Consider the following 18,697-nt stretch of genomic DNA (forward strand, 5'->3'; position numbering starts at 1 on the left):
CACGCCAGATACTCATCGTTGGTGGAGGCCAGGCAGGAACTGAACAATGAGAGTGGGACTGCGACTACAGGGAACCAGCTGCCGGAGCGTTGTGCTGGACGGGCGGACTGTAGTTTCCGCCGCTCGGGAGGTACACGCGGGCAGCTTGCAGGAAGCATTGGAATTGTCCCTGTCAGGGCTCCGTCGGGAGTTCAAGTCAGGCATCACGGAGATCACTGCCAACGTCGGGCGGGTCTTGGCGGAGCGGAAACTGGACGACGTCGTGGCCATCCGCATCTCGCCCCGTCCCCCTGCGGACGCCTTCCACATGACAGTGCTGCCACCTCTTGTTGAGCCTGCAGTTACCCGGACAGTTCATGTCCGTGGTGGTCACGACCTGCGGGGAAGGCCTCTGGCCCGGTTGGGCATGGAGGGGTTCCTGGCCGATCTCCCCGGCATCCTCTCCGGTGGCGTACGGAACGTGGCGATAACTTCCGTCGGTTCGACGTCGTCAAGGGACCATGAAACGCGCATAGCCGATGCCATCCTCAGCAACGACAGAGATATGCGGATCAGTATTTCCAGTGACTTCTATTCCAGTGTTTTCCGAGACCGGGACTACACCGCCATCCTCAATAGCGCCCTGATGCAGACGGGGGAAGAGCTGGCTGTCATGCTTGAGGAGGCAGGGCGGCGTCAGTTCCCGACTACTCTCTTGTCGTTTGCAAAGAACGACGGCGGCCGCGCACCTCTATCACGGCTGGCCCTGACGCCTGTGCACGGGTTGCGCGTCGAGTCCGCGATGGGAATCCTTGGAGCGGCCACGTTGGCCGGGATCCCCGAAGGGGAAGTCATTCTCTGCATGGAGGCTGGGGCCACCGTGGGCCACCTGCACGGAGGCCTGCCCTTCGCCAGAAGCCTCATTCGCCAAGGATTTGACGCAAGCCTCGCGAGCAACGCCGCCATTCTTGAGCCGTACACCGCCCACCATCCGGTTCGCGCAGACATTCCCTCCGTGATTGCCGACCTCCGCGGGCGCCAGGACACCGCTCTGCCCTTCGGGCTGGTGCCCACTCTGCCGGCGGCCCAGGACGCCGCGCTGGTAGGCTCTGCCGCGGCGCCGCTGACAGCTTGGATCGACAGGCTCGAGACCGTCAGCGGCCGGGTTGACCTGAAACGCGTACAGAACCTCGCCGAAGACGACGCCCACTCAGCGGCGGTCCAGTTAGGCGCCAGCCCCGGCCAAACCCACATCATCGAATCGAACGTCTATGCCATGCCCTACGGCAACCCCGGAATCGTTCGAATCCGGGTCCAAGCGGCGGGAGAAACCTCCGCCAACGAAGAACACGTGCCACCCACAGCCGCGCGGGGAGCCACCCCATGAGTACCGTACTCACTACCGAGGACGTCCGGAACCTCCGCACCGGGGCCCACTTCCTGACCTGCACCATCGATCCGACGGCGATCTACATCTACGCAGAAATGATCCAACGGGCGATGGAGGACCGGTCATTGGAACTCATTACCGTCGACGAACTTGCTCCCGACGATCTGGTGGTGGCGGTCGGAATGGTGACGCAGGGCCTTTTCATCGCCGACATGCCTCCCGTGGGTGATGAGTTCCTCGGCTGCATCCGTGCCATCGAGGCCAGTCTCGGCCGCTCGGTGCGGGCGATCTATTCGCTCGCTGCTGCCAACATCAACGGAATCGTCCCACTCATGGTTGGGCTGCAGTCTTCGCTGCCCGTCATCGATTCCGACCCCATGGGCCGCGTCTTCCCCTTGATCAGCCAAACGACGCTGAACATTGGAAACGTGGCGATCGGCCCTGTCGCGCTCATGGGGGTAACCGGGGAACGGGCGCTGGTTGAGGTCCAAAGCGCGCAGCGGGCCGAAACGCTGGTGCGCGCACTGGTGACCGAACTCGGCGGCTGGGCAGCCACCGCCATGTATCCGTGTTCCGCGCAGCAGTTGATGGAGCATGGCGTCCATGGCTCCATCAGCCGAATGATCCGGATCGGGCAAATCCTCGACGCTAGCACCCCCGTCGAGAGAAAGCTGTTGTTGCTCGCCGACCTCCTCGGCAGCACGCGCATCGCCCGGGCACGCGTGAGCCACATCGAAAGCCTCTCCCGGCCCACAGACCTGGGCCTTCCGGCGCAGCCCTCCAGCCTAACGCTGGAAGACGAAGGGACCGGACGCATCGTTCGTCTTGAAATCCAGAATGAGATCCTGCTGGTCCTCGTGGACGGTGCGGTAACAGCAGCCGTCCCCGACATGGTGACGCTGCTCAATTCCGAGCAGGGCACGGTGGTCAACATCGACGACGTCCAGGTTGGCGACGTCATGGACATTCTGAAGATCACGGCAGCCCCGCAGTGGTACACGGAGGCTGGGCTTGATCTCACCGAGCCAAAGGCCTTCGGCATTCCGATCGTTCACCCAAGGCGGCGACATGCGTAGATCGAAAAATGAATCCCGGCTCGATGTCGCCGGCCTATTGGCGCACGGCTCCCTACGTGGCACCGCGCCGCTATATCTCACACCATCCAGCGGTTTGATAGAAAGTGTTGTTCTGGTCTCCCAACTTGAGGCAATCCGGCAGGTGCGGCCCAATACTCTGGTCGTCCTCTCCTCAGAGATGGGAGCAGGGGGCTGGTTGGTGTCCGCGGCGCTGCGACAGGCCTGGGAGCGCAAGGCCAGCGCCGTCGTCGTGGCCGGCAGCGCCTATGCAAGCGCGGCGGTCGGACTGGCCGAGCGGTTGGGCATCACCTTGTTGGCCACGGACGGGGACCCTGCAGCACTGGCCCTGGCATTGGCGGCCGAGATAGGAGCGGCCCTGTCAGTTGTCGACGCGGAACTGGCCAGGGTCGCCCGGGCAGTGGCAAAGGACACCACGCTCGGTGATGTCCTCAAGACCATTTCCAAGGAGCTGGACGGGGTCGGAGTTTCCTTGGAGTACGACGGCGTGGTGCTGGCCTCCGCCGGAATGCCTCCACGGGAGACTGACGAAGTCATCAGCGTGGAAGTCGATGAGGCCAAAAGCACCGTCCGTTTCACCCTCATGGCCCGCGTGCCGACTTCCGGCGTCCACAACCTGCGGCTGGTGCACTCTATCCTTGAGGTGGCCACCCCCGCGGTGAAGGCTGCCTGGCTGTTGGAGGACCTATCCAGCACTGCCCGGGCGGTTCCCACAGCGGCGATCGCCGGGTTGGATCAGGATCCCCAGGCATCAGGGGCGGAGTTCGAGGAAAAACACCGACAACTGCTGAACCATTTGGGCTGGCGGGAAGGGGAGCCGTACGTTGCCGTGTGGTTCCGCAGCGGGCAGGGCCAACACCATCGGCCCGAGCTAACGGCCGTGTTGCGCCTGCTCTGGCGCAAGACCGCAGTTCGCAGCCCCTTGGCGGAGGTTCAAGGCGGTTGGCTGACTCTCGTACCGGCCGGGGATCAAGACCCTTCGACCCAGCTCGAAACCCGAATCAGGACACGTCTGGGGCCGGCTCTTGCCGAGCTTGGCATGGTGGCGGGACTGTCCCGATGGAAAGAGGATGCCCCGGTGCTGGCATCGATTGTGCGTGAGGCGCGGCTGGCGGCTGAGTCCGCCCGGTCAACGGGGCCTGGCACGGTTCTGGGCTTCGCCAGTCTCGGGGTGGTCGCCGCCACGACGTTCGTCGACATGGACGCCGTCGCGCTCGTGGCCGAAATAACACTGCCGCGACTGATGACCTCCCCGGACCGCGACGTGATCATTACCGCGCTGGCGTCCTTCCTCGATCACCGCGGCTCTGTCAGCCTCGCTGCGAAGTCCCTCAACCTGCACCGGAACACCCTCCAGGCCCGGCTTAACCGGGCAAGGGAACTCGGTGTCCCGCTCGATATCCCCTCTGAGCTGCTGTCCGTCCACCTCATCGCCAAAGTGCTGCGGCGATCCATGCCAGACAAAACGACTTCGGAAGACTTCCTCGAAAACCAGGAAGGACTCGGCTGAGTTTCCAGTTTTGATTCCTTCAATTGCTGGCGAACCCCCGAGGAGACCCTCGCCTGCGTCGACGGGGGGATGTCAAGGCAAGCGAGGGTCTCGGGTTACCTCCGCCCAAAGATGCTGTAGGGGGTGGAGGGGCTCGGTGACGCGGCGGCAATCGGCGTGACGAGCAGTGCAATGTATTTACACGGACACTGCGGTCATTGACACCATGTGCTGTGGCTCGAGAGCCGGGAAGAACCGCTGGCGTTCCTGGGCCGTAGGCCCGTCGTAGCCCAGGCGCTTGCTGTGCGTCCAACCGAACCGACGGACCGAGTCGACGAGCTGCTCGGCATGTTTGAGCGGGGCCACAGTCGCGTCGATCACGGGTACGCCAATTTCCTCCTGAACCGTTCGGAAGAATCCGAATTCGGCCGTGCAGCCGAGGATAACGACGTCTGCGCCGTCCTGCTCCACAGCCTTGCGGGCTTCGGTCATGATCCGCTTCTCCGTGAGTACCGGGTCCGCTTGGAAGTCATCGACGCCCATCTCAAGCACGCCCCATGAAGCAAGACGCTCTGATGCGCCGCAACGATGGACGTTCTCGGCCATCTCGGGAATCCACTTTTTCCGGCCGACGAGGATGGAAAATCGCTCTCCCAGACTGCCGGCGATGCTTAGGGCCGAGTGCGCCGGGCCCACCACCACCATGCGATCGGTGATTTCACGTGCCGCCCGCAGCGCCGGGTCGTAAAAACAACCGATGACGGCGGCGTCATAGCCTTCTTCTTCCGCCCACCGCACCGTGCGCAACAGCTGTGGAAGCATGAGTGCTTCGAAAGCGTTGTATTCCACATGGGAGGGGCCCTCTCCCTCAAGGGAGACGACGTCAACCTCGGTGCCGGGACGGACTATCTGGCGGAAGGATTCCGCCATCGCCCGGTTGTACACGTCGGTGTAGAGCGGGTTGATCCATAGGATTCGGACGTTCTGCGAGAGAGCGTCGAGATTGTCGGTGGGGGTGATCATTCCAATTCACTTCCTTCGGTTTCGGGCAAGAACAGGCCAAGGACGACTGTGGCAAACAAGAACATGTTGATAAACAGAATTGTCGAGGTAGCTCCGGTGGCGGATGCCAGGAGGAAACCGACAAGACTTGGTGCGACCGTATTTGCGACGCGCTGACCGAAAATCCCGAACCCGTAACCGGAGCCACGAAGCGCGGAGGGATAAAGCTCGCCCATCCACGTGTCCCAGACACCCCAGGCTCCCAGGGCGAAGAACGCCAGAGAGAACATGCCGATATACATCTCGGTCTCGGTCGAGGCTGTTCCGAAGAAGAAACCCCCGGCAGCCGCCGCGAGGACGTAGATCGTGAATATCCATTTACGGCCAAAGCGTCCGGTCAGGTAGGACGCCGTCATGTATCCGGGGATCATGAGGACGGCGCTTAGGGCGATGAAGGAAAAGCTTGATGAGGCGCTCAGTCCTCGCCCTTCAAGCAATGTTGGCATCCACGATTGAAGTCCCCAGTAGCCCCAGGAGAAGGTGAAGTTGATGAGGACCTGAATGATCGTTATCCGGCCCATTCGCTTTTTGAAGAGGCCCCAAATGGACTGCTTCTCGTCCTCCGCCACGGTGAAAATGGTGCCGCGGGAGATGCTGGCTGCCCCCAGACGGTCAAGGACATCATGCGCGTCTTCGTTCCGCCCCCGCCTCGCGAGCCAGTACGGGGATTCTGGAACCACCTTGTACAGAACGATGCCCCACAGGCTGGCAAGTGCGCTAACGGCGATGACCCAACGCCAGCCGTGCCCTCCGATGAGAGCAGCGGTGCCGAGGGCGGCCAGGATACCAATCGGCCACCCCGCGGCAAGATAGACAGTCGCCCTTCCGCGGACCTTAACAGGGAGCAGTTCTTCAAAGTAGGGGAAAGTCACAGTGAAGACGCCGGAGAACAACAGCCCGGCGAGGAAGCGGGCCACCGAGAGGATCTCAAAGTTTGGTGCGAAGCAACTCAGGAGGGTGAAGACACCATAACCGGCGAAGCTCCAGGCGCATGTGGCTTTCCGCCCGATCCGGTCAGAGATGGGCCCCCAAATCAGCGACCCTGGGATCATACCCAGGAAGAGTGCCGAGATGGCGATTCCTACCTCCGTCATGCCGACCTGCAGGCTGGTAGCCAGATCACCAGCAACATAGGTGAGCATGAGCATTTCCCAGGCTTCGATTGCGAAGGCGAAGAAGAGGACCGCGCAGATCTTTAAGTGGATGGACCCGAAAGGCATGTCGCGGAACGCGTGCCCTACGGCCATGGAGCGAGGTGGGCTCGCCGTCCCGGGCGCTTGCCCTGAAATGAGTGGGTCGATACTGGACATGTCTTGACCTCCGATATTTTGGACGGGATAAGAAGTACACGCAGTGATTCTGTGCACGGAGAACAGTCCGGATATCAAGGAAGTCACCTCGGAGCAGCTCATCCAAGCCTCCACTCGGAGCAGGCCGTCCTAGCCTCCGGCCGAGTGATTGCAATCACAGTACAAACGAGGGGCGCTCAGGCAGTGTTCACTTTGCACTTTTTTGATTCGCCCGTTTGGGCGTAAAGCACTGCCCTTCTCAACGGGCACCGCTCAGTCGAGGTGGAAGAGGCTTGTTGCGGATCTGAGCAGGGCGTACCTGCCAAGCGCCTTTATGCACTCTGCCCGTTCAGCCATAGCCAAATCATGCAGTATGCCCACCTGACTGGTGGGCTGCATATGTAGCGTGATCTCTCACACACCGTTCCATTCCAGAACCATGAGGAGAAACACATGCCGAACTACAGGGTGTCGATGGATATCGGCGGAACCTTTACGGACATTGTGGCGTACGACCAGGACGCCGGAACCTACGCGGCTACGAAAGCGTCCACCACGCCGGGGAACTTGAGTGCCGGAGTAATCTCAGGCCTCGAATCCATAGTTGATGATCTATCGGACATCGATTTCCTGGTGCACGGCACTACCCAGGGCCTGAATGCATTCCTGGAACGTCGGGGGGTTCCCGTGCTACTGCTGGCCACGGCCGGCATCGAAGATACCTATCACATTGCCCGTGGCCCCCGTCTTGAGCTCTACAATGCCCAGTACCGCAAGCCTGCCCCGCTGGTCGAGCGCAAGGACGTCATCGGCGTCGGTGGCAGGCTGGACAGTCAAGGCCAGGAACTCGTGCCCTTGGACGAACTGGCAGTCCGCCAGGCCGCACGCCGGGCAGTGGAGGAGGGCTACGGCGCCGTCGCCGTTGCATTCCTGTTCAGCTACAAGAACCCCTCACACGAACTCAGGGCCCGCGAAATCCTGATCGAGGAACTCGGCGAAGACTTCACAGTCTCCCTTTCGCACGAAGCAGCCAAGGAATGGCGCGAATACGAACGCACGTCTTCCGCCGTCGTCGAGGCCTACACGGGACCGGTGGTACGCAACTACCTCCTGGACTTGGAAGAAAAACTCGCTGACCGGGGAGTGGAAGCCCCGCTGCACATCATGCAGTCCTCGGGCGGTGTGCTCACGGCCGAGTCCGCCCGTAAGCGTCCTCTGCAGACACTGCTTTCGGGCCCGGTCGGCGGTGCCATGGGCGATGTCGAACTGGCGGGTGTCTCGGGAAACCGCAATCTCATCGGCGTGGACATGGGCGGCACATCCTTTGACGTTTCCTTGGTGGTTGACGGCAAACCGGATGTCTCCACGGAGGCCCACCTTGAAGGTCTGCCCATGCTCATGAGCGTTGTCAACATCCACACCGTCGGCGCTGGTGGCGGTTCCGTCGCTTGGCTCGAAGCCGGCGGCCTGCGTGTCGGACCGCGTTCTGCAGGAGCAAACCCCGGACCGGCCTGCTACGGCCGCGGCGGGACGGAACCCACCGTTACCGACGCCAACCTGGTGCTCGGCAGAGTCGACCCCGACTGGTTCGCCGGCGGACAAGTCGCCTTGGACCGTGAAGCCGCGATAACAGCCCTGAAAACAGTAGGTGACCAGCTCGGCCTGGACCCCATCGCCATGGCCGAAGGCATCTGCGACGTCGCCAACTCCCAGATGGCGCAGGCCATCCGGACCATTACCATCTCCCGGGGTATCGAACCCCGCGACTTCTCCCTCGTGGCCTTCGGTGGAGCCGGACCCATGCACGCCGTCTTCCTCGCTAAGGAACTTGGCATCCCGGAAACGATCGTTCCCCGCTTCCCGGGCGCTTTCTCGGCCTGGGGCATGCTGCAAACCAACATCCGTAAGGACTTTTCCGAGCCCTACTTCTACCTCGACGAAGACATCGATGTGGCAGACATGGCCGGCATCCTGCGCTCGATGGAGGTCGAGGGCCTGTCGTCACTGGTCTCGGAAGGGGTCCCGGAGGAAAGCCGCGCCACGACGGCGTCCGTGGACGTCCGCTATCAATCGCAGGAGTTCTCCCTCAACGTTCCGCTGACGTCCGCTGACGAACCCGAGTCTCCAGACTTCGTCGCAAACCTCGCTGTTCGCTTTTCCGCGATGTATCACGAGCGCTACGGCCACTCCAACCTCGGCGCCCCGATCGAAATCGTCACGCTGCGGACGCAGGCCGTCGGTGACCTTGGCCGATTGGAAGCTCCCAGTCACGTCACTGCACAGGGTTGGGAGTTCAAGCACGAAATCCGCCGTGTGGTCTTTGACCACGTCGAGCACAACACCGTCGTGGTCCGCCGGGACGACCTCGGCGCCGGCCACACATTCGAAGGGCCCGCCATCATCGTGGAGCAGACCGCCACCACCGTGGTTCCCCCCGGGTTCAACGTCAAGGTCGACGAGTTCGGCTCACTAATCATCCGCTCTGAAGATGTCGAAGGAAACTGAGGTACCAAAAAATGACACTTGAAGCAGTCAAAACCCTGGATCCCGTCACCGTGGAAATCATCCGCAACGCTCTCACCAGCGCAGCCGATGACATGAACGCCACACTGATCCGTTCCGCCTACTCACCCATCCTCTATGAGGGCGGGGACTGCGTCGTGGCCCTCCTGGACACCGAACACCGCGTGCTCGGACAGTCCGCCGGCCTGCCGCTGTTCCTCGGCAACCTCGAAACCTGTTCGATCGCTGTGGAGGAGATGTATGGCCGCGCGGTCTGGCAGGAGGGAGACATCTGGATCCTCAACGATTCATACCTGGGCGGCACCCACCTGAACGATGTGACCCTTTTTGCTCCTATTTTCGACGAAGGCGCAGTGGTCGGATTCGCGGCCACGCGTGCTCACTGGATGGACATGGGATCCAAGGATGTCGGCGGCTCGATGGACTCGACGGATATCTTCCAGGAAGGCTTCAGGATGGGGCCTGTGAAGCTGGTCGAAGCCGGAATCGAGACTTCGGTTGTGGAGCTGATCCGGACCAACGTGCGTTTCCCCTACCAGACCATTGGTGACATGCACGCGATGATCGCAGCTCTTCGGATGGGGACCACCCGGATGAAGGAGCTCGTGGGCAGGTACGGAATGGAGCAGCTGGATGCCGCCAGGGATGAGATCTTCCGCCAAACGGAGGAAATTGAGCGTGCGACGGTCCGCAATATCCCGGACGGGGTCTACGAAGCCGAGGGTTTCCTGGACAACGACGGCATCAATCTGGACACTCCCATTTCGATCAAGCTGCGGATCACTGTAGCTGGCGACACCGTTGACTTCGACGTCACCGAATCGGCGGACCAGACCACGGGTCCGGTTAACTGTGGTGCCGCCCAGGCCGTCTCGGCACTGCGCGTGGGCTACAAACTCCTCGTCAGCCCGGAGTCCAACTCCAACGGCGGTTCCTTCCGGCCAATGACCACCCAGGTTCGGTCCGGCTCAGTGCTCGGCGCCGTAACGCCAGCTCCGTGCCAGTGGTACTTCTCCCACCTTGGGTTGCTGATCGACCTCGTCTCAAAGGCAATGGCCCCTGCCATGCCGGACCGCGTCGCCAGCGCCAGCCACGGCGACTCAATGATCATCACCGCTGCCGGTTTCGACGCCCGCTTCGGCCGGAACTTCGTCACAATGGAGGCAACTCTGGGCGGCTGGGGTGCCTGGCAGGGCACGGATGGGGAATCAGCCATGATCAACAACGTCAACGGCTCCCTCAAGGACCTTCCCATCGAGATGCTGGAAACGCGCTACCCGTTCCGGATCAACGAGTACTCCATCCGCCCCAACTCCGGGGGCCCCGGACAGTACCGCGGCGGCAACGGCGTGGTACGCGAATACGAATTCCTGGCCGACTGCGTGGTCGGACTCTGGTTCGAACGGTCAAAGACCCCCGCTTGGGGGCTCTTCGGCGGATCAGACGCCCAGGGCCCGGAAGTTGTGATCAACCCCGGCCGCGCTGATGAGATCCGCACGCTGAAGGCGAACGCCCACAAGATCAAAGCCGGCGACGTCGTCCGCCTCGCCGTGGGAGGGGGCGGCGGCTTCGGAGACGTCTCCAAGCGCTCCCGCGAAGACATCACCCATGACATCGTCAACGGCTTCATCACCGAGGACTTCGCCAAGACGCACTACGGCTACTAAGCAACGCCAGTGGATGGGTTCCCATCAAGAGAAAGAAAGGACTTTATGAGTTCTCAGTTTGAATCCTTTGACGACGTGTACGCCCACGCCCGGGAAGCAGTCGGCGTCACGCTCTTTACCGCCTCCGTCATTGCCGATAATGGCGCCAGTATGGCCCGCGTCTACACCACACATCCGGATGTCTATCCGGTGGGCGGGAGGAAGACCCTTGCGGGGGACACGAACCGGCTGTGGCTGGAGCAGGTGATCAATGGACAGCAGCCGTTCCTGGGGGCGGACAAGGAAGCGGTCCGCACGTTCTTCTTTGATTCGGCAACCATCGAGTCACTGGGTTGCGGCGCTATTGTCAACGTTCCGGTCGTGAGCAACGGCCAGACTATCGGATCGATGAATTTCCTCGGCCCTGACGGCACTTATGACCAGAGTTCGGTGGACGCAGCCTTGGAGGTCGCAAGGCGGTCTGTCCATCTGCTCGAAGAAGCCCTTACCACCGCCAACTAGCTCCTTCGCGGGCGGGCACCATTGGGGGCCCGCCCGCGAAGGCAATACGAAGGGAACAACACGTGACCACTTCCGGAATTCTGACAGTACGGAACGCCCTGATCTTCGACGGCGAATCACCTGACCTGTTTGAGGGCTCTATCAGCATCCGGGACGGCCGGATTACAGCCATAGGGCGGGAGGTGGATGAGACCGATGTCGTCCTTGACGCTGGCGGCCGAACCGTGATTCCAGGACTTATCGATGCGCATTTTCATGCCTACGCCCTTAGCCTGACGTCCGCCAGGAACGAGACGGGTCCACTGAGCTATTCCGCACTTGCCGGCGCAAGGCGCCTCGCGGCTGCACTGCTCCGCGGCTTCACTGCGGTTCGTGACGTTGCCGGTGGGGATATTGGCCTTGCCAACGCCATCGAGGAGGGTCTGTACCCCGGGCCACGCTACTTCTTCACGGGCCCGGCGCTAAGCCAAACAGGCGGCCACGGCGATATCCGGGCCGCGAACGACGGGGGATGTTTCCATGGCGGGCACATGTGCGAAGTGGTAGATGGCGTCGATGACCTGCTGCAGGCCGTGCGTCATCGATTCCGCACAGGTGCGTCCGCCATAAAGCTCATGACTTCAGGAGGGGTCGTTTCCCCGGTCGATCCGATTCGGATTCCGCAGTACAGTGCGGAGGAAATCCGCACTGTCACGGAGGAGGCTTCCCGCCGGGGCAGCTACGCCACGGCTCACGCCTACTCGCCCGAGGCCATCCGCCATTCAGTACTTAACGGGGTTCGCTGCATCGAACACGGTAACCTGCTGGATGCGGAAACCGCCCGGTTGATGGCCGACAACGACGTCTATCTGGTCCCCACCTTGGTGACCTACGAGGCCATGGACCGGCGTGGAGAGGAAGTCGGCCTCACCAAAGTGGGAGCGGAAAAGAACCGGGAAGTGCTGGAGGCCGGGAGGAACGCCGTGGCACTGGCCCGAGATGCCGGGGTCCGGATTGGGTTTGGAACAGACCTCATGGGTGAGCTGGAGGATGAGCAACTGGCCGGACTCCGCCTGCAGTGTGAAGTTCTTGGCGTCTACGCCGCACTCCGGTCGGCAACATCAACCAACGCGGCCTTGCTTCGGCGTGGTGACCTTGGACGCATTGCCCAGGGGTCCTGCGCAGACTTGGTGGTGCTGGACGGTAATCCCTTCCACGAACCCTCGGTCCTCTGGGACGAAAGCAGGACGCGTACCGTCATTAAGGACGGGCAGATCATCTCCGCCGGTGCCCTTCCCGGCGTGGCGGACATGCCGTGAGCAAACCGATCCATATTAATGGCCTCCGGAGCGTTGCGGCTCAAGACATCATCGGCTGAGCATGTCGAGATCGACGAGTTTGGCAATAAGGTTCCTTCCGTCACGCTAGCGAGTCAACCCGCCTTACCTTGACGTGTGCTGGCGGGAGTCTCATGCTTGGTACCTGATTGCATAGAGCCGAAATGGGGCCGACTGTGAACATCACCCGCACCACGCCGATGCTAATCCGGTTTCGTTATCCGATGGCCGCCTTTGCAGCCATGCTGTTGATGCTCGTCGGCGTCCCTGCGGAGGCCGCGATATCCCCCGAAACAGGCAATGACGTCTCATGGCCGCAGTGCGGCAAGGCGCTGCCTAAAGGCCAGACCTTTGGAATTGTTGGCGTCAACAATGGCACCGCCAACACGACCAATCCGTGCCTCGCGACCGAGCTGTCCTGGGCCGGTTCATCGACTGGCGTTACCGCCCAACCCAAGGTCGCGCTCTACGTAAATACTGCTAATCCGGGATCGGCCGGCTCCTGGTGGCCCACGAGCAACAGTTACGGCGGAGCTACTGTGAGCAACCCCTACGGGCAGTGCACGAGTGGATCTTTTGGGGCGGCCTGCTCGTATATGTATGGGTATGCCAAAGCATATGACGATGCAAACATCCGGGGCGTGAGCACTCCCGGCTCATACATCTGGTGGCTTGACGTCGAAACGGGCAACAGCTGGTCCGCCGACAAGGCTGCCAACCGCGCGGATCTGGAAGGAATGGTGGCCTATTTCGCAGGCATCGGTGCAACGACCGGAATCTACTCCACCACCAGCCAGTGGTCGCAAATAGTGGGCACAGTTCCGTCGTCAAGCCCGCTTTACACGGCCAGAAGCTGGCTTGCCGGCGCGAGTTCGCTGACGTCGGCCAAACGTATGTGCGCCGCTGCGCCGCTGACAGGAGGAGGCAAAGTCACCCTTACCCAGTATGTCTCTCGTGGCTTCGACTATGACTACTCCTGCGTCTGAATCCGGCAAACCTCTCCGATTCCGTCTCCAGCGTCCCGTGTGAACTGCCTCGTAGAGGGAATGCCGGCACGGTAGCGGCACGGGGTTCTCCCGCTTAAGGCGACGTGACTTCACACTCAGCAACTACCCGATGGTGCGATGGCGACCGTTTTCAAAGGAGAACCCGGAGACTCCATGGCGGAGGAACAGCATGAGGATCTGCTGACTCAGGCGCAGTTGCTGGATGAGATCGGCCAGTCGGTGATCGGGATGGACAGCCACTGGCGGATCACTTACTGGAACCGCGACTCTGAGTGCACGTCCAGCAAGTGACGCTCCACACGATATAGCTCTTGAGTTGTAGAACGCCTGAGTTCTACCATGGATTCGATGTGGAATGTTGACGTGGGACTCGTTGAGACGTGGCTGTTAGATCTTGACCAAGACTCCTATGAGCAGATAGTTGCCGCATTGGAGCTTCTCGCTGAGCGCGGACCTCAACTTGGTCGACCGTTGGTCGACACAGAGGTTCGTTCACGGCACAAGAACATGAAGGAGCTGCGGCCGGGATCCAGCGGGCGTTCGGAACTGCGAATCCTGTTTGCCTTTGATCCAGAGCGGCGGGCGATCCTGCTTGTCGCTGGGGACAAAGCGGGCAACTGGAGCAAGTGGTACAAGACGAACATTCCGGTTGCTGATGACCTGTTCGATTATCATATGAGGATTCTGAAAGGAGGCGCATAATGGCGAAGTCCATGGAGGAACTACTGGCAAAGCGTCCTGTTGACCGGGCAGCTGTGAATGCCCACAAGAAGCGCATGCTCGATGAGGTACGGGCCTACCGGCTTCGGGAGCTCCGCGAGGCCTCTGACCTGACACAGGTCGAGCTGGCCGACCGCCTGCACGTCAGCCAGAACAGGGTGTCCCGCATCGAGCACGGTGACATTGATCGCGCCCAGGTCGACACTTTGCGAAAGTACGTCGAGGCCTTGGGCGGCCGGCTGCGTGTCGAGGTTGAGCTAGGCGATGAACGAATCCAGATAGCATAACGAAAGCGACTCGAAGACGGCTCCGCCTTGACGGGTCCTGCCCGTGCCGGCCCGCGAGGTGGGAAATGCGGGAGCAGGAGGTGCCTAATTTCTGTACCTTGGGCTCCGGGTTCTCTCATGCTGCTGTCGGACGGGCCCCGGCTCCATATGTTTCCTGTGGAGGCCAGTGTTTCGGGGTCCGAAATCCCGTTCGAGTTCCACCTAAGCAATTGCCTCGGCAGGTCAGAATAGTTTCTTGCCGCTAGTGCGGTATGTTACTCGCATGACAAATAGGGAGGACTTATCGCACTGTCGACCTCCAGCGCCTAAAAAGCATGAGCAAATAAACTCTGTTGAGAGGTTCGGCATCTCTGTCAAGTTTCCTGGCGTCTGCGGAATTTGCGGAGTGACGTTCGTTCAAGGTAGCAGGATCTTCAAGTTGCCAGAATCGCGCCGTTCTCATGTGAACCCATGGGTCTGCGGCGGCTGTCGCTACCCTGAGAACCGCTCTGAGCCGACGCTCGAAGAGGTGTTCGTTAAACTGAACCACCGAAACCACACCGGGCGCACACCCGGTCTCAACCGACACGACGTTGGACATTTACTCACCCTGCATAGCACCCTCACTGACGGGGCTGCGTCCGCCTTTGAAGGCATGCCAGCATTGTCTAAACTCCGACGAGCCCATGCAGAACGAGTTTCGGCGAACCTCAATCGGGCTGAACTCCTGGACCTCCTCGAAGGGTTCGTTCGACACGGCCTGATTAAGCGCGTCGGACGCAGCCGCTACTATGTCATCCCCTCGAAAATCGGGTCGGCGGGTTCCTAGATGCCACGATCCCGGAGCCGCCACCGGTGACCACAATGGTGGGGGAGGGGAGCCGAGCGAGCAGCCCAGCTCATGCGGCCTCTTTCTCGGTATTGGACCGATGCCAGCCCAGCACGCAATCTTCGGCCACAGCGATCAAACAGCACCACGAACCCACATAAATGCCATCGACCTGGACTTGGTCATGGACCTCGCCCGTGACCGGAATCTTCGGGGCGATGTTCCAGCACCATGTTGTGTGGCGCCGGAAGGAACGGGCAGCGCCGAACGAGGCTGCCAAAAACTGATTCGACGTGTCCAGCAGCCAGCCCAGAAACGCATCCAATTCAGCCCGGCGGCTCACATCAGGACTCACCAGGGCGGCCCACCCCGCACTCCAGGCATCGGTAACGGTGCTTACCGGCACCCGTTTTTCCCGTTCCGAACCATCCCGCAGCCACAAATCAAACATTCCAGAGACATGCAAGCACCCCAGCTACCCTAAGCATCAAAAGCTTAGCTACTCCGGATTTTCCGCGCGATCACTGGAAAGCAAGCTCGTCCCATACACACGTTTTGTCCTATAACCCCTGCCCGTCAGCTGGACACAGCGGCGTCGCCGGGTCATTGGCATCAGCGTGGTGTCAATGGTCTGAAGCGTGTGGCCCTGGCGCCGGCGGGATCCTCGCAGAAACAGCTGTTCGAGTCCGGTTCCATGATTTGTACAGGGCTGTGCAGCATGTCGCCGACGAACACCGCCCGGTCAGAACCGGAGTTGAGGGTGAGGACTGAAGACCCGGGAGTGTGTCCCGGCGCAAGATCCAAGCGCAGGTTCTCGTCGATCGTGTAGCAGTCCTCCCACAGCAACGTCAGGCCTGCTTCGTGTACGGGCGCGACGCTGTCCTCGAAAACATTCTGATTTCCCCGACCGAGCAGCGGTTTGTAGCCGTTGGCGGGGTTCCAGAAGTCGAAATCGGTTTTGGGCATCAGATAGGTGGCGTTGGGGAAACGTCCGGCCGTCCAAGTACGTGTTCCACCCGACGTGGTCTATGTGGAGGTGTGTTCACCACAATGTCCACGTCTTCGGCCCGAACGCCCGCACGAGCGAGGTTACTCAGGAAATCTGTGTTGAGGTGGCTCCAGACCGGYGCGTAATGCCGCTCCTTGTGGTTGCCGGCTCCCGTGTCGATGAGAATGTTCTTTCCCCCGCTGCGCAGCAGCCAGGTCTGGATCGCTGAATTGACGATCTGCGTCTCGGAGTCCAGGAAGTGCGGCGCCAACCATGAGGAGTTGTCCTCCCATGCCTGCTGTGAGCTCTCCGGGAAGAATGCCTGTGGTGTCATGTCGACGGGTCCGTAGTATTCCCAGACCCGGGTTATGGTCACATCGCCCAGCGTAATCTGGTCCATGATTAGTCCTTAGTTCTTGAAACGGTACCGCTTGTCGCCCGGGAGGCACCCGGCGCAACCGAGCCAACGGTGTCCTTGAATCTTGACCCGTTGACGTGTGCGCGCGGTAGACGTCAGGTGACTGCATCCAGCACCAAGATCAACCGTCGACAAGGACTTGCGGCAGACCAGGAACCGCGTGCAGCTTTAGCCCTTGCTGAAGATCAAGCTGACATTCTGACCACCAAATCCGAACGAATTGGAGAGTGCTGCGGGAGATGTTCCGCGGCGTTGTTCGGTGACCACGTTCAACCCGATCCCGGAGTCCACGTTTCCATGGTGAAGATTGCGGGTGGGAGGGATGACTTCCTGTGCGACGCTTCGGATTGCGATGATGGCTTCGACTGCGCCGGCGGCCCCGAAGAGATGTCCCAGGGAAGCCTTGGGTGCAGTCACCGGAATGGTGTCGCCGAAGATGGCCTTGATGGCTTTTGCTTCCGCCAGGTCCCCCACGGTGGTGCCGGTCGCGTGGGCATTGACGTGGCCGACCTCCGCTGGGCTCATGCCGGCGTCGCTGAGTGCTTTGGTAATGGCGGTGATCTGGCCTTCGCCGTCGTCCGCCGGTGCCGTCATGTGGAAAGCATCGGAGGCAATGCCGACGCCACGCAGGACCGCATGGACAGTGGTACCGCGGGCCGTGGCGTGCTCGGCACTTTCCAGCACCAAAATGCCAGCGCCTTCGCCCAGGACGAAGCCGTCCCGGTCTGAGGCAAAGGGACGCGACGCAGACGCGGGATCCGCTGCAAGTGTTGAGAGGGCCCTCGTTTGCAGGAAGGCAGCGACGGTGAATGGCGTTATCGCGGCTTCAGCACCGCCTGCAATGACCACATCAGCTTCGCCGGAACGGATCAATCTGGCGGCGAGGACAATTGCTTCGGCACCCGAGGAGCACGCCGAGACCGGGGTGTATGAACCTGCCTTGGCGCCGTATCGGATGCTGAGAGCCGCGGCGGGTCCGTTGGCCATGAGCATCGGTACTGCCCGTGGGGAGACGCGGCGCTGGCCGCGGTTTTCCAAGGTGTCGTCCTCCCGGAGCAATGTGCCGATTCCGCCCACACCTGTTCCTACCGCGACGGCCAGTCGGGTGCCATCAACTTGGGGCGAACCGGCATGTGCCCAAGCTTCTGCTGCGGCAATCATGGCGGCTTGCTGAACCCTGTCCAGTCTTTTGGCTTCGACGGCGTCAAGTCTGGTGGCGGGGTCGGTAGCCATGGGTGCGGCGATGGTTACGGGAAGCCCGCTGCCCTGCAACATATCCTGCCCGACATCCCGCACGCCTGAACAGCCCTCAAGGAGGGCGGCCCAGGTCGTGTCGACGGTGCCTCCCAAAGGCGTTGTGGCGCCTATTCCCGTCACAGCAATATCTCGTGCCCGCATGGCAACTCCTTTTCTTGTATGACATACAAGATATGCACATAGTTGTATGAAGTACAATTTCTTGCATGGTCACAGAACGCAAGGGGAAACGTCTTCCCGGGGGTCCATCGCAAGCTCGTGGTCACTCGACCAGGGGCCGGATCCTGGATAGCGCGGTAAAGCTTTACCTGGCCAACACCTCGGGTGAGGTGAGCGTGGCAGCGATCGCTGCCGATGCCGACGTATTTCCCAACCAGGTGACCTACTACTTCGGTTCCAAAGACTCGCTCTTCATCCACGCAGCTTTCCTGGCATTGCTCCACGATGCGGAACGCGTTGAGGCGATCGGCCACAGTGCAGGGAGCCCCGAGTCATTTCGAAGGAACATGGCCCGCACGGTACTGATGCTCCCGTCCATGCCGTTGGTGGTGCGCGCCTTGGCAGTGGGAACATCCCGGCCTGCTCGGGCCGCTGTGGTGGATCAGCATCTGAATCTGCTGTTCCGCCAGTCTGAGCGCTATCTTGCCCGTCTCATGAAGCAACGGCACTGGGAAGTGCAACGACCCATGCCGGCGGAAACCAGGACGTTTTGGAGTGCAGCCTTCGGAGCGACCCTCCTCTCGCAAGCCGGCGCCACGGGATCGGGGAGTGACGTGGACCTGGCCGGAACGCTGACGGTTCGAGGCGTAAGTCCGGGGGAGAACTCCTATCGCGCGGGCACGACGACGATAACATAGCCTCGGGGAGCCCGGCCACTGACAAAGGGGATGCACGCCCGTATG

18 protein-coding genes are annotated in these 18,697 nt (G+C 61.3%); 12 read left to right on the forward strand and 6 right to left on the reverse strand.

The window, feature by feature from the left end; translation table 11 throughout:
* The first annotated feature begins 46 nt into the window (after positions 1-46).
* Genes AB4Y87_RS14425 through AB4Y87_RS14435 form a run of 3 tightly spaced genes read left to right on the forward strand, consistent with a single transcriptional unit; the run spans position 47 to position 3,973 of the window.
* Complete coding sequence (locus AB4Y87_RS14425) at positions 47-1,366, forward strand: hydantoinase/oxoprolinase N-terminal domain-containing protein (protein ID WP_442005012.1); 1,320 nt, start codon at positions 47-49, stop codon at positions 1,364-1,366.
* Entirely contained in the window at positions 1,363-2,445 is a 1,083-nt protein-coding gene (locus AB4Y87_RS14430; protein ID WP_442005013.1) for a DUF917 domain-containing protein, read from the forward strand. The genes AB4Y87_RS14425 and AB4Y87_RS14430 overlap by 4 nt, the downstream gene beginning before the upstream one ends.
* The gene (locus AB4Y87_RS14435) at positions 2,438-3,973 is read left to right on the forward strand and encodes a PucR family transcriptional regulator (protein WP_442005014.1); all 1,536 of its coding nucleotides are present in this window, start codon (positions 2,438-2,440) and stop codon (positions 3,971-3,973) included. Before AB4Y87_RS14430 ends, AB4Y87_RS14435 begins: the two co-directional genes overlap by 8 nt.
* A 177-nt stretch (positions 3,974-4,150) precedes the next feature.
* Here AB4Y87_RS14435 and AB4Y87_RS14440 read toward each other — a convergent pair whose 3' ends face one another.
* The gene (locus AB4Y87_RS14440) at positions 4,151-4,975 is read right to left on the reverse strand and encodes an aspartate/glutamate racemase family protein (protein WP_442005015.1); all 825 of its coding nucleotides are present in this window, start codon (positions 4,973-4,975) and stop codon (positions 4,151-4,153) included.
* Positions 4,972-6,324, reverse strand: coding sequence for an MFS transporter (locus AB4Y87_RS14445; RefSeq protein ID WP_442005016.1), 1,353 nt, complete (start codon positions 6,322-6,324; stop codon positions 4,972-4,974). The genes AB4Y87_RS14440 and AB4Y87_RS14445 overlap by 4 nt, the downstream gene beginning before the upstream one ends.
* 432 nt (positions 6,325-6,756) lie before the next feature.
* Here AB4Y87_RS14445 and AB4Y87_RS14450 point away from each other — a divergent pair, with 432 nt between their 5' ends.
* From AB4Y87_RS14450 to AB4Y87_RS14485, 8 genes are all read left to right on the forward strand, one after another.
* On the forward strand, positions 6,757-8,808 hold the full coding sequence (locus AB4Y87_RS14450; RefSeq protein WP_442005017.1) for a hydantoinase/oxoprolinase family protein: 2,052 nt from the start codon (positions 6,757-6,759) through the stop codon (positions 8,806-8,808).
* 11 nt (positions 8,809-8,819) lie between these two features.
* Entirely contained in the window at positions 8,820-10,493 is a 1,674-nt protein-coding gene (locus AB4Y87_RS14455; RefSeq protein WP_442005018.1) for a hydantoinase B/oxoprolinase family protein, read from the forward strand.
* Positions 10,494-10,538: 45 nt separating this feature from the next.
* The gene (locus AB4Y87_RS14460) at positions 10,539-10,994 is read left to right on the forward strand and encodes a GAF domain-containing protein (RefSeq protein ID WP_442005019.1); all 456 of its coding nucleotides are present in this window, start codon (positions 10,539-10,541) and stop codon (positions 10,992-10,994) included.
* A gap of 62 nt (positions 10,995-11,056) precedes the next feature.
* Complete coding sequence (locus AB4Y87_RS14465; RefSeq protein WP_442005020.1) at positions 11,057-12,292, forward strand: amidohydrolase family protein; 1,236 nt, start codon at positions 11,057-11,059, stop codon at positions 12,290-12,292.
* 218 nt (positions 12,293-12,510) lie between these two features.
* The gene (locus tag AB4Y87_RS14470; protein WP_442005138.1) at positions 12,511-13,296 is read left to right on the forward strand and encodes a hypothetical protein; all 786 of its coding nucleotides are present in this window, start codon (positions 12,511-12,513) and stop codon (positions 13,294-13,296) included.
* A gap of 174 nt (positions 13,297-13,470) precedes the next feature.
* The gene (locus AB4Y87_RS14475) at positions 13,471-13,608 is read left to right on the forward strand and encodes a hypothetical protein (protein ID WP_442005021.1); all 138 of its coding nucleotides are present in this window, start codon (positions 13,471-13,473) and stop codon (positions 13,606-13,608) included.
* A gap of 57 nt (positions 13,609-13,665) precedes the next feature.
* The gene (locus AB4Y87_RS14480; RefSeq protein WP_442005022.1) at positions 13,666-14,019 is read left to right on the forward strand and encodes a type II toxin-antitoxin system RelE/ParE family toxin; all 354 of its coding nucleotides are present in this window, start codon (positions 13,666-13,668) and stop codon (positions 14,017-14,019) included.
* Complete coding sequence (locus AB4Y87_RS14485) at positions 14,019-14,324, forward strand: helix-turn-helix domain-containing protein (RefSeq protein WP_442005023.1); 306 nt, start codon at positions 14,019-14,021, stop codon at positions 14,322-14,324. Before AB4Y87_RS14480 ends, AB4Y87_RS14485 begins: the two co-directional genes overlap by 1 nt.
* Before the next feature lie 878 nt (positions 14,325-15,202).
* Here AB4Y87_RS14485 and AB4Y87_RS14490 read toward each other — a convergent pair.
* From AB4Y87_RS14490 to AB4Y87_RS14505, 4 genes are all read right to left on the reverse strand, one after another.
* Entirely contained in the window at positions 15,203-15,574 is a 372-nt protein-coding gene (locus AB4Y87_RS14490) for a hypothetical protein (RefSeq protein ID WP_442005024.1), read from the reverse strand.
* A 170-nt stretch (positions 15,575-15,744) separates the two neighbouring features.
* On the reverse strand, positions 15,745-16,098 hold the full coding sequence (locus AB4Y87_RS14495; RefSeq protein ID WP_442005025.1) for an MBL fold metallo-hydrolase: 354 nt from the start codon (positions 16,096-16,098) through the stop codon (positions 15,745-15,747).
* The gene (locus AB4Y87_RS14500; protein ID WP_442005026.1) at positions 16,098-16,520 is read right to left on the reverse strand and encodes an MBL fold metallo-hydrolase; all 423 of its coding nucleotides are present in this window, start codon (positions 16,518-16,520) and stop codon (positions 16,098-16,100) included. Before AB4Y87_RS14500 ends, AB4Y87_RS14495 begins: the two co-directional genes overlap by 1 nt.
* A gap of 186 nt (positions 16,521-16,706) precedes the next feature.
* On the reverse strand, positions 16,707-17,936 hold the full coding sequence (locus tag AB4Y87_RS14505) for a beta-ketoacyl-[acyl-carrier-protein] synthase family protein (RefSeq protein WP_442005027.1): 1,230 nt from the start codon (positions 17,934-17,936) through the stop codon (positions 16,707-16,709).
* Positions 17,937-18,001: 65 nt separating this feature from the next.
* Here AB4Y87_RS14505 and AB4Y87_RS14510 point away from each other — a divergent pair, with 65 nt between their 5' ends.
* A complete protein-coding gene (locus tag AB4Y87_RS14510) occupies positions 18,002-18,652 on the forward strand; it encodes a TetR/AcrR family transcriptional regulator C-terminal domain-containing protein (protein ID WP_442005028.1) in 651 nt (216 codons plus the stop codon).
* The last annotated feature ends 45 nt before the right edge of the window (positions 18,653-18,697 follow it).

It is taken from the genome of Paenarthrobacter sp. RAF54_2, from assembly GCF_052113945.1.
In the GTDB taxonomy this organism is placed as follows: domain Bacteria; phylum Actinomycetota; class Actinomycetes; order Actinomycetales; family Micrococcaceae; genus Arthrobacter.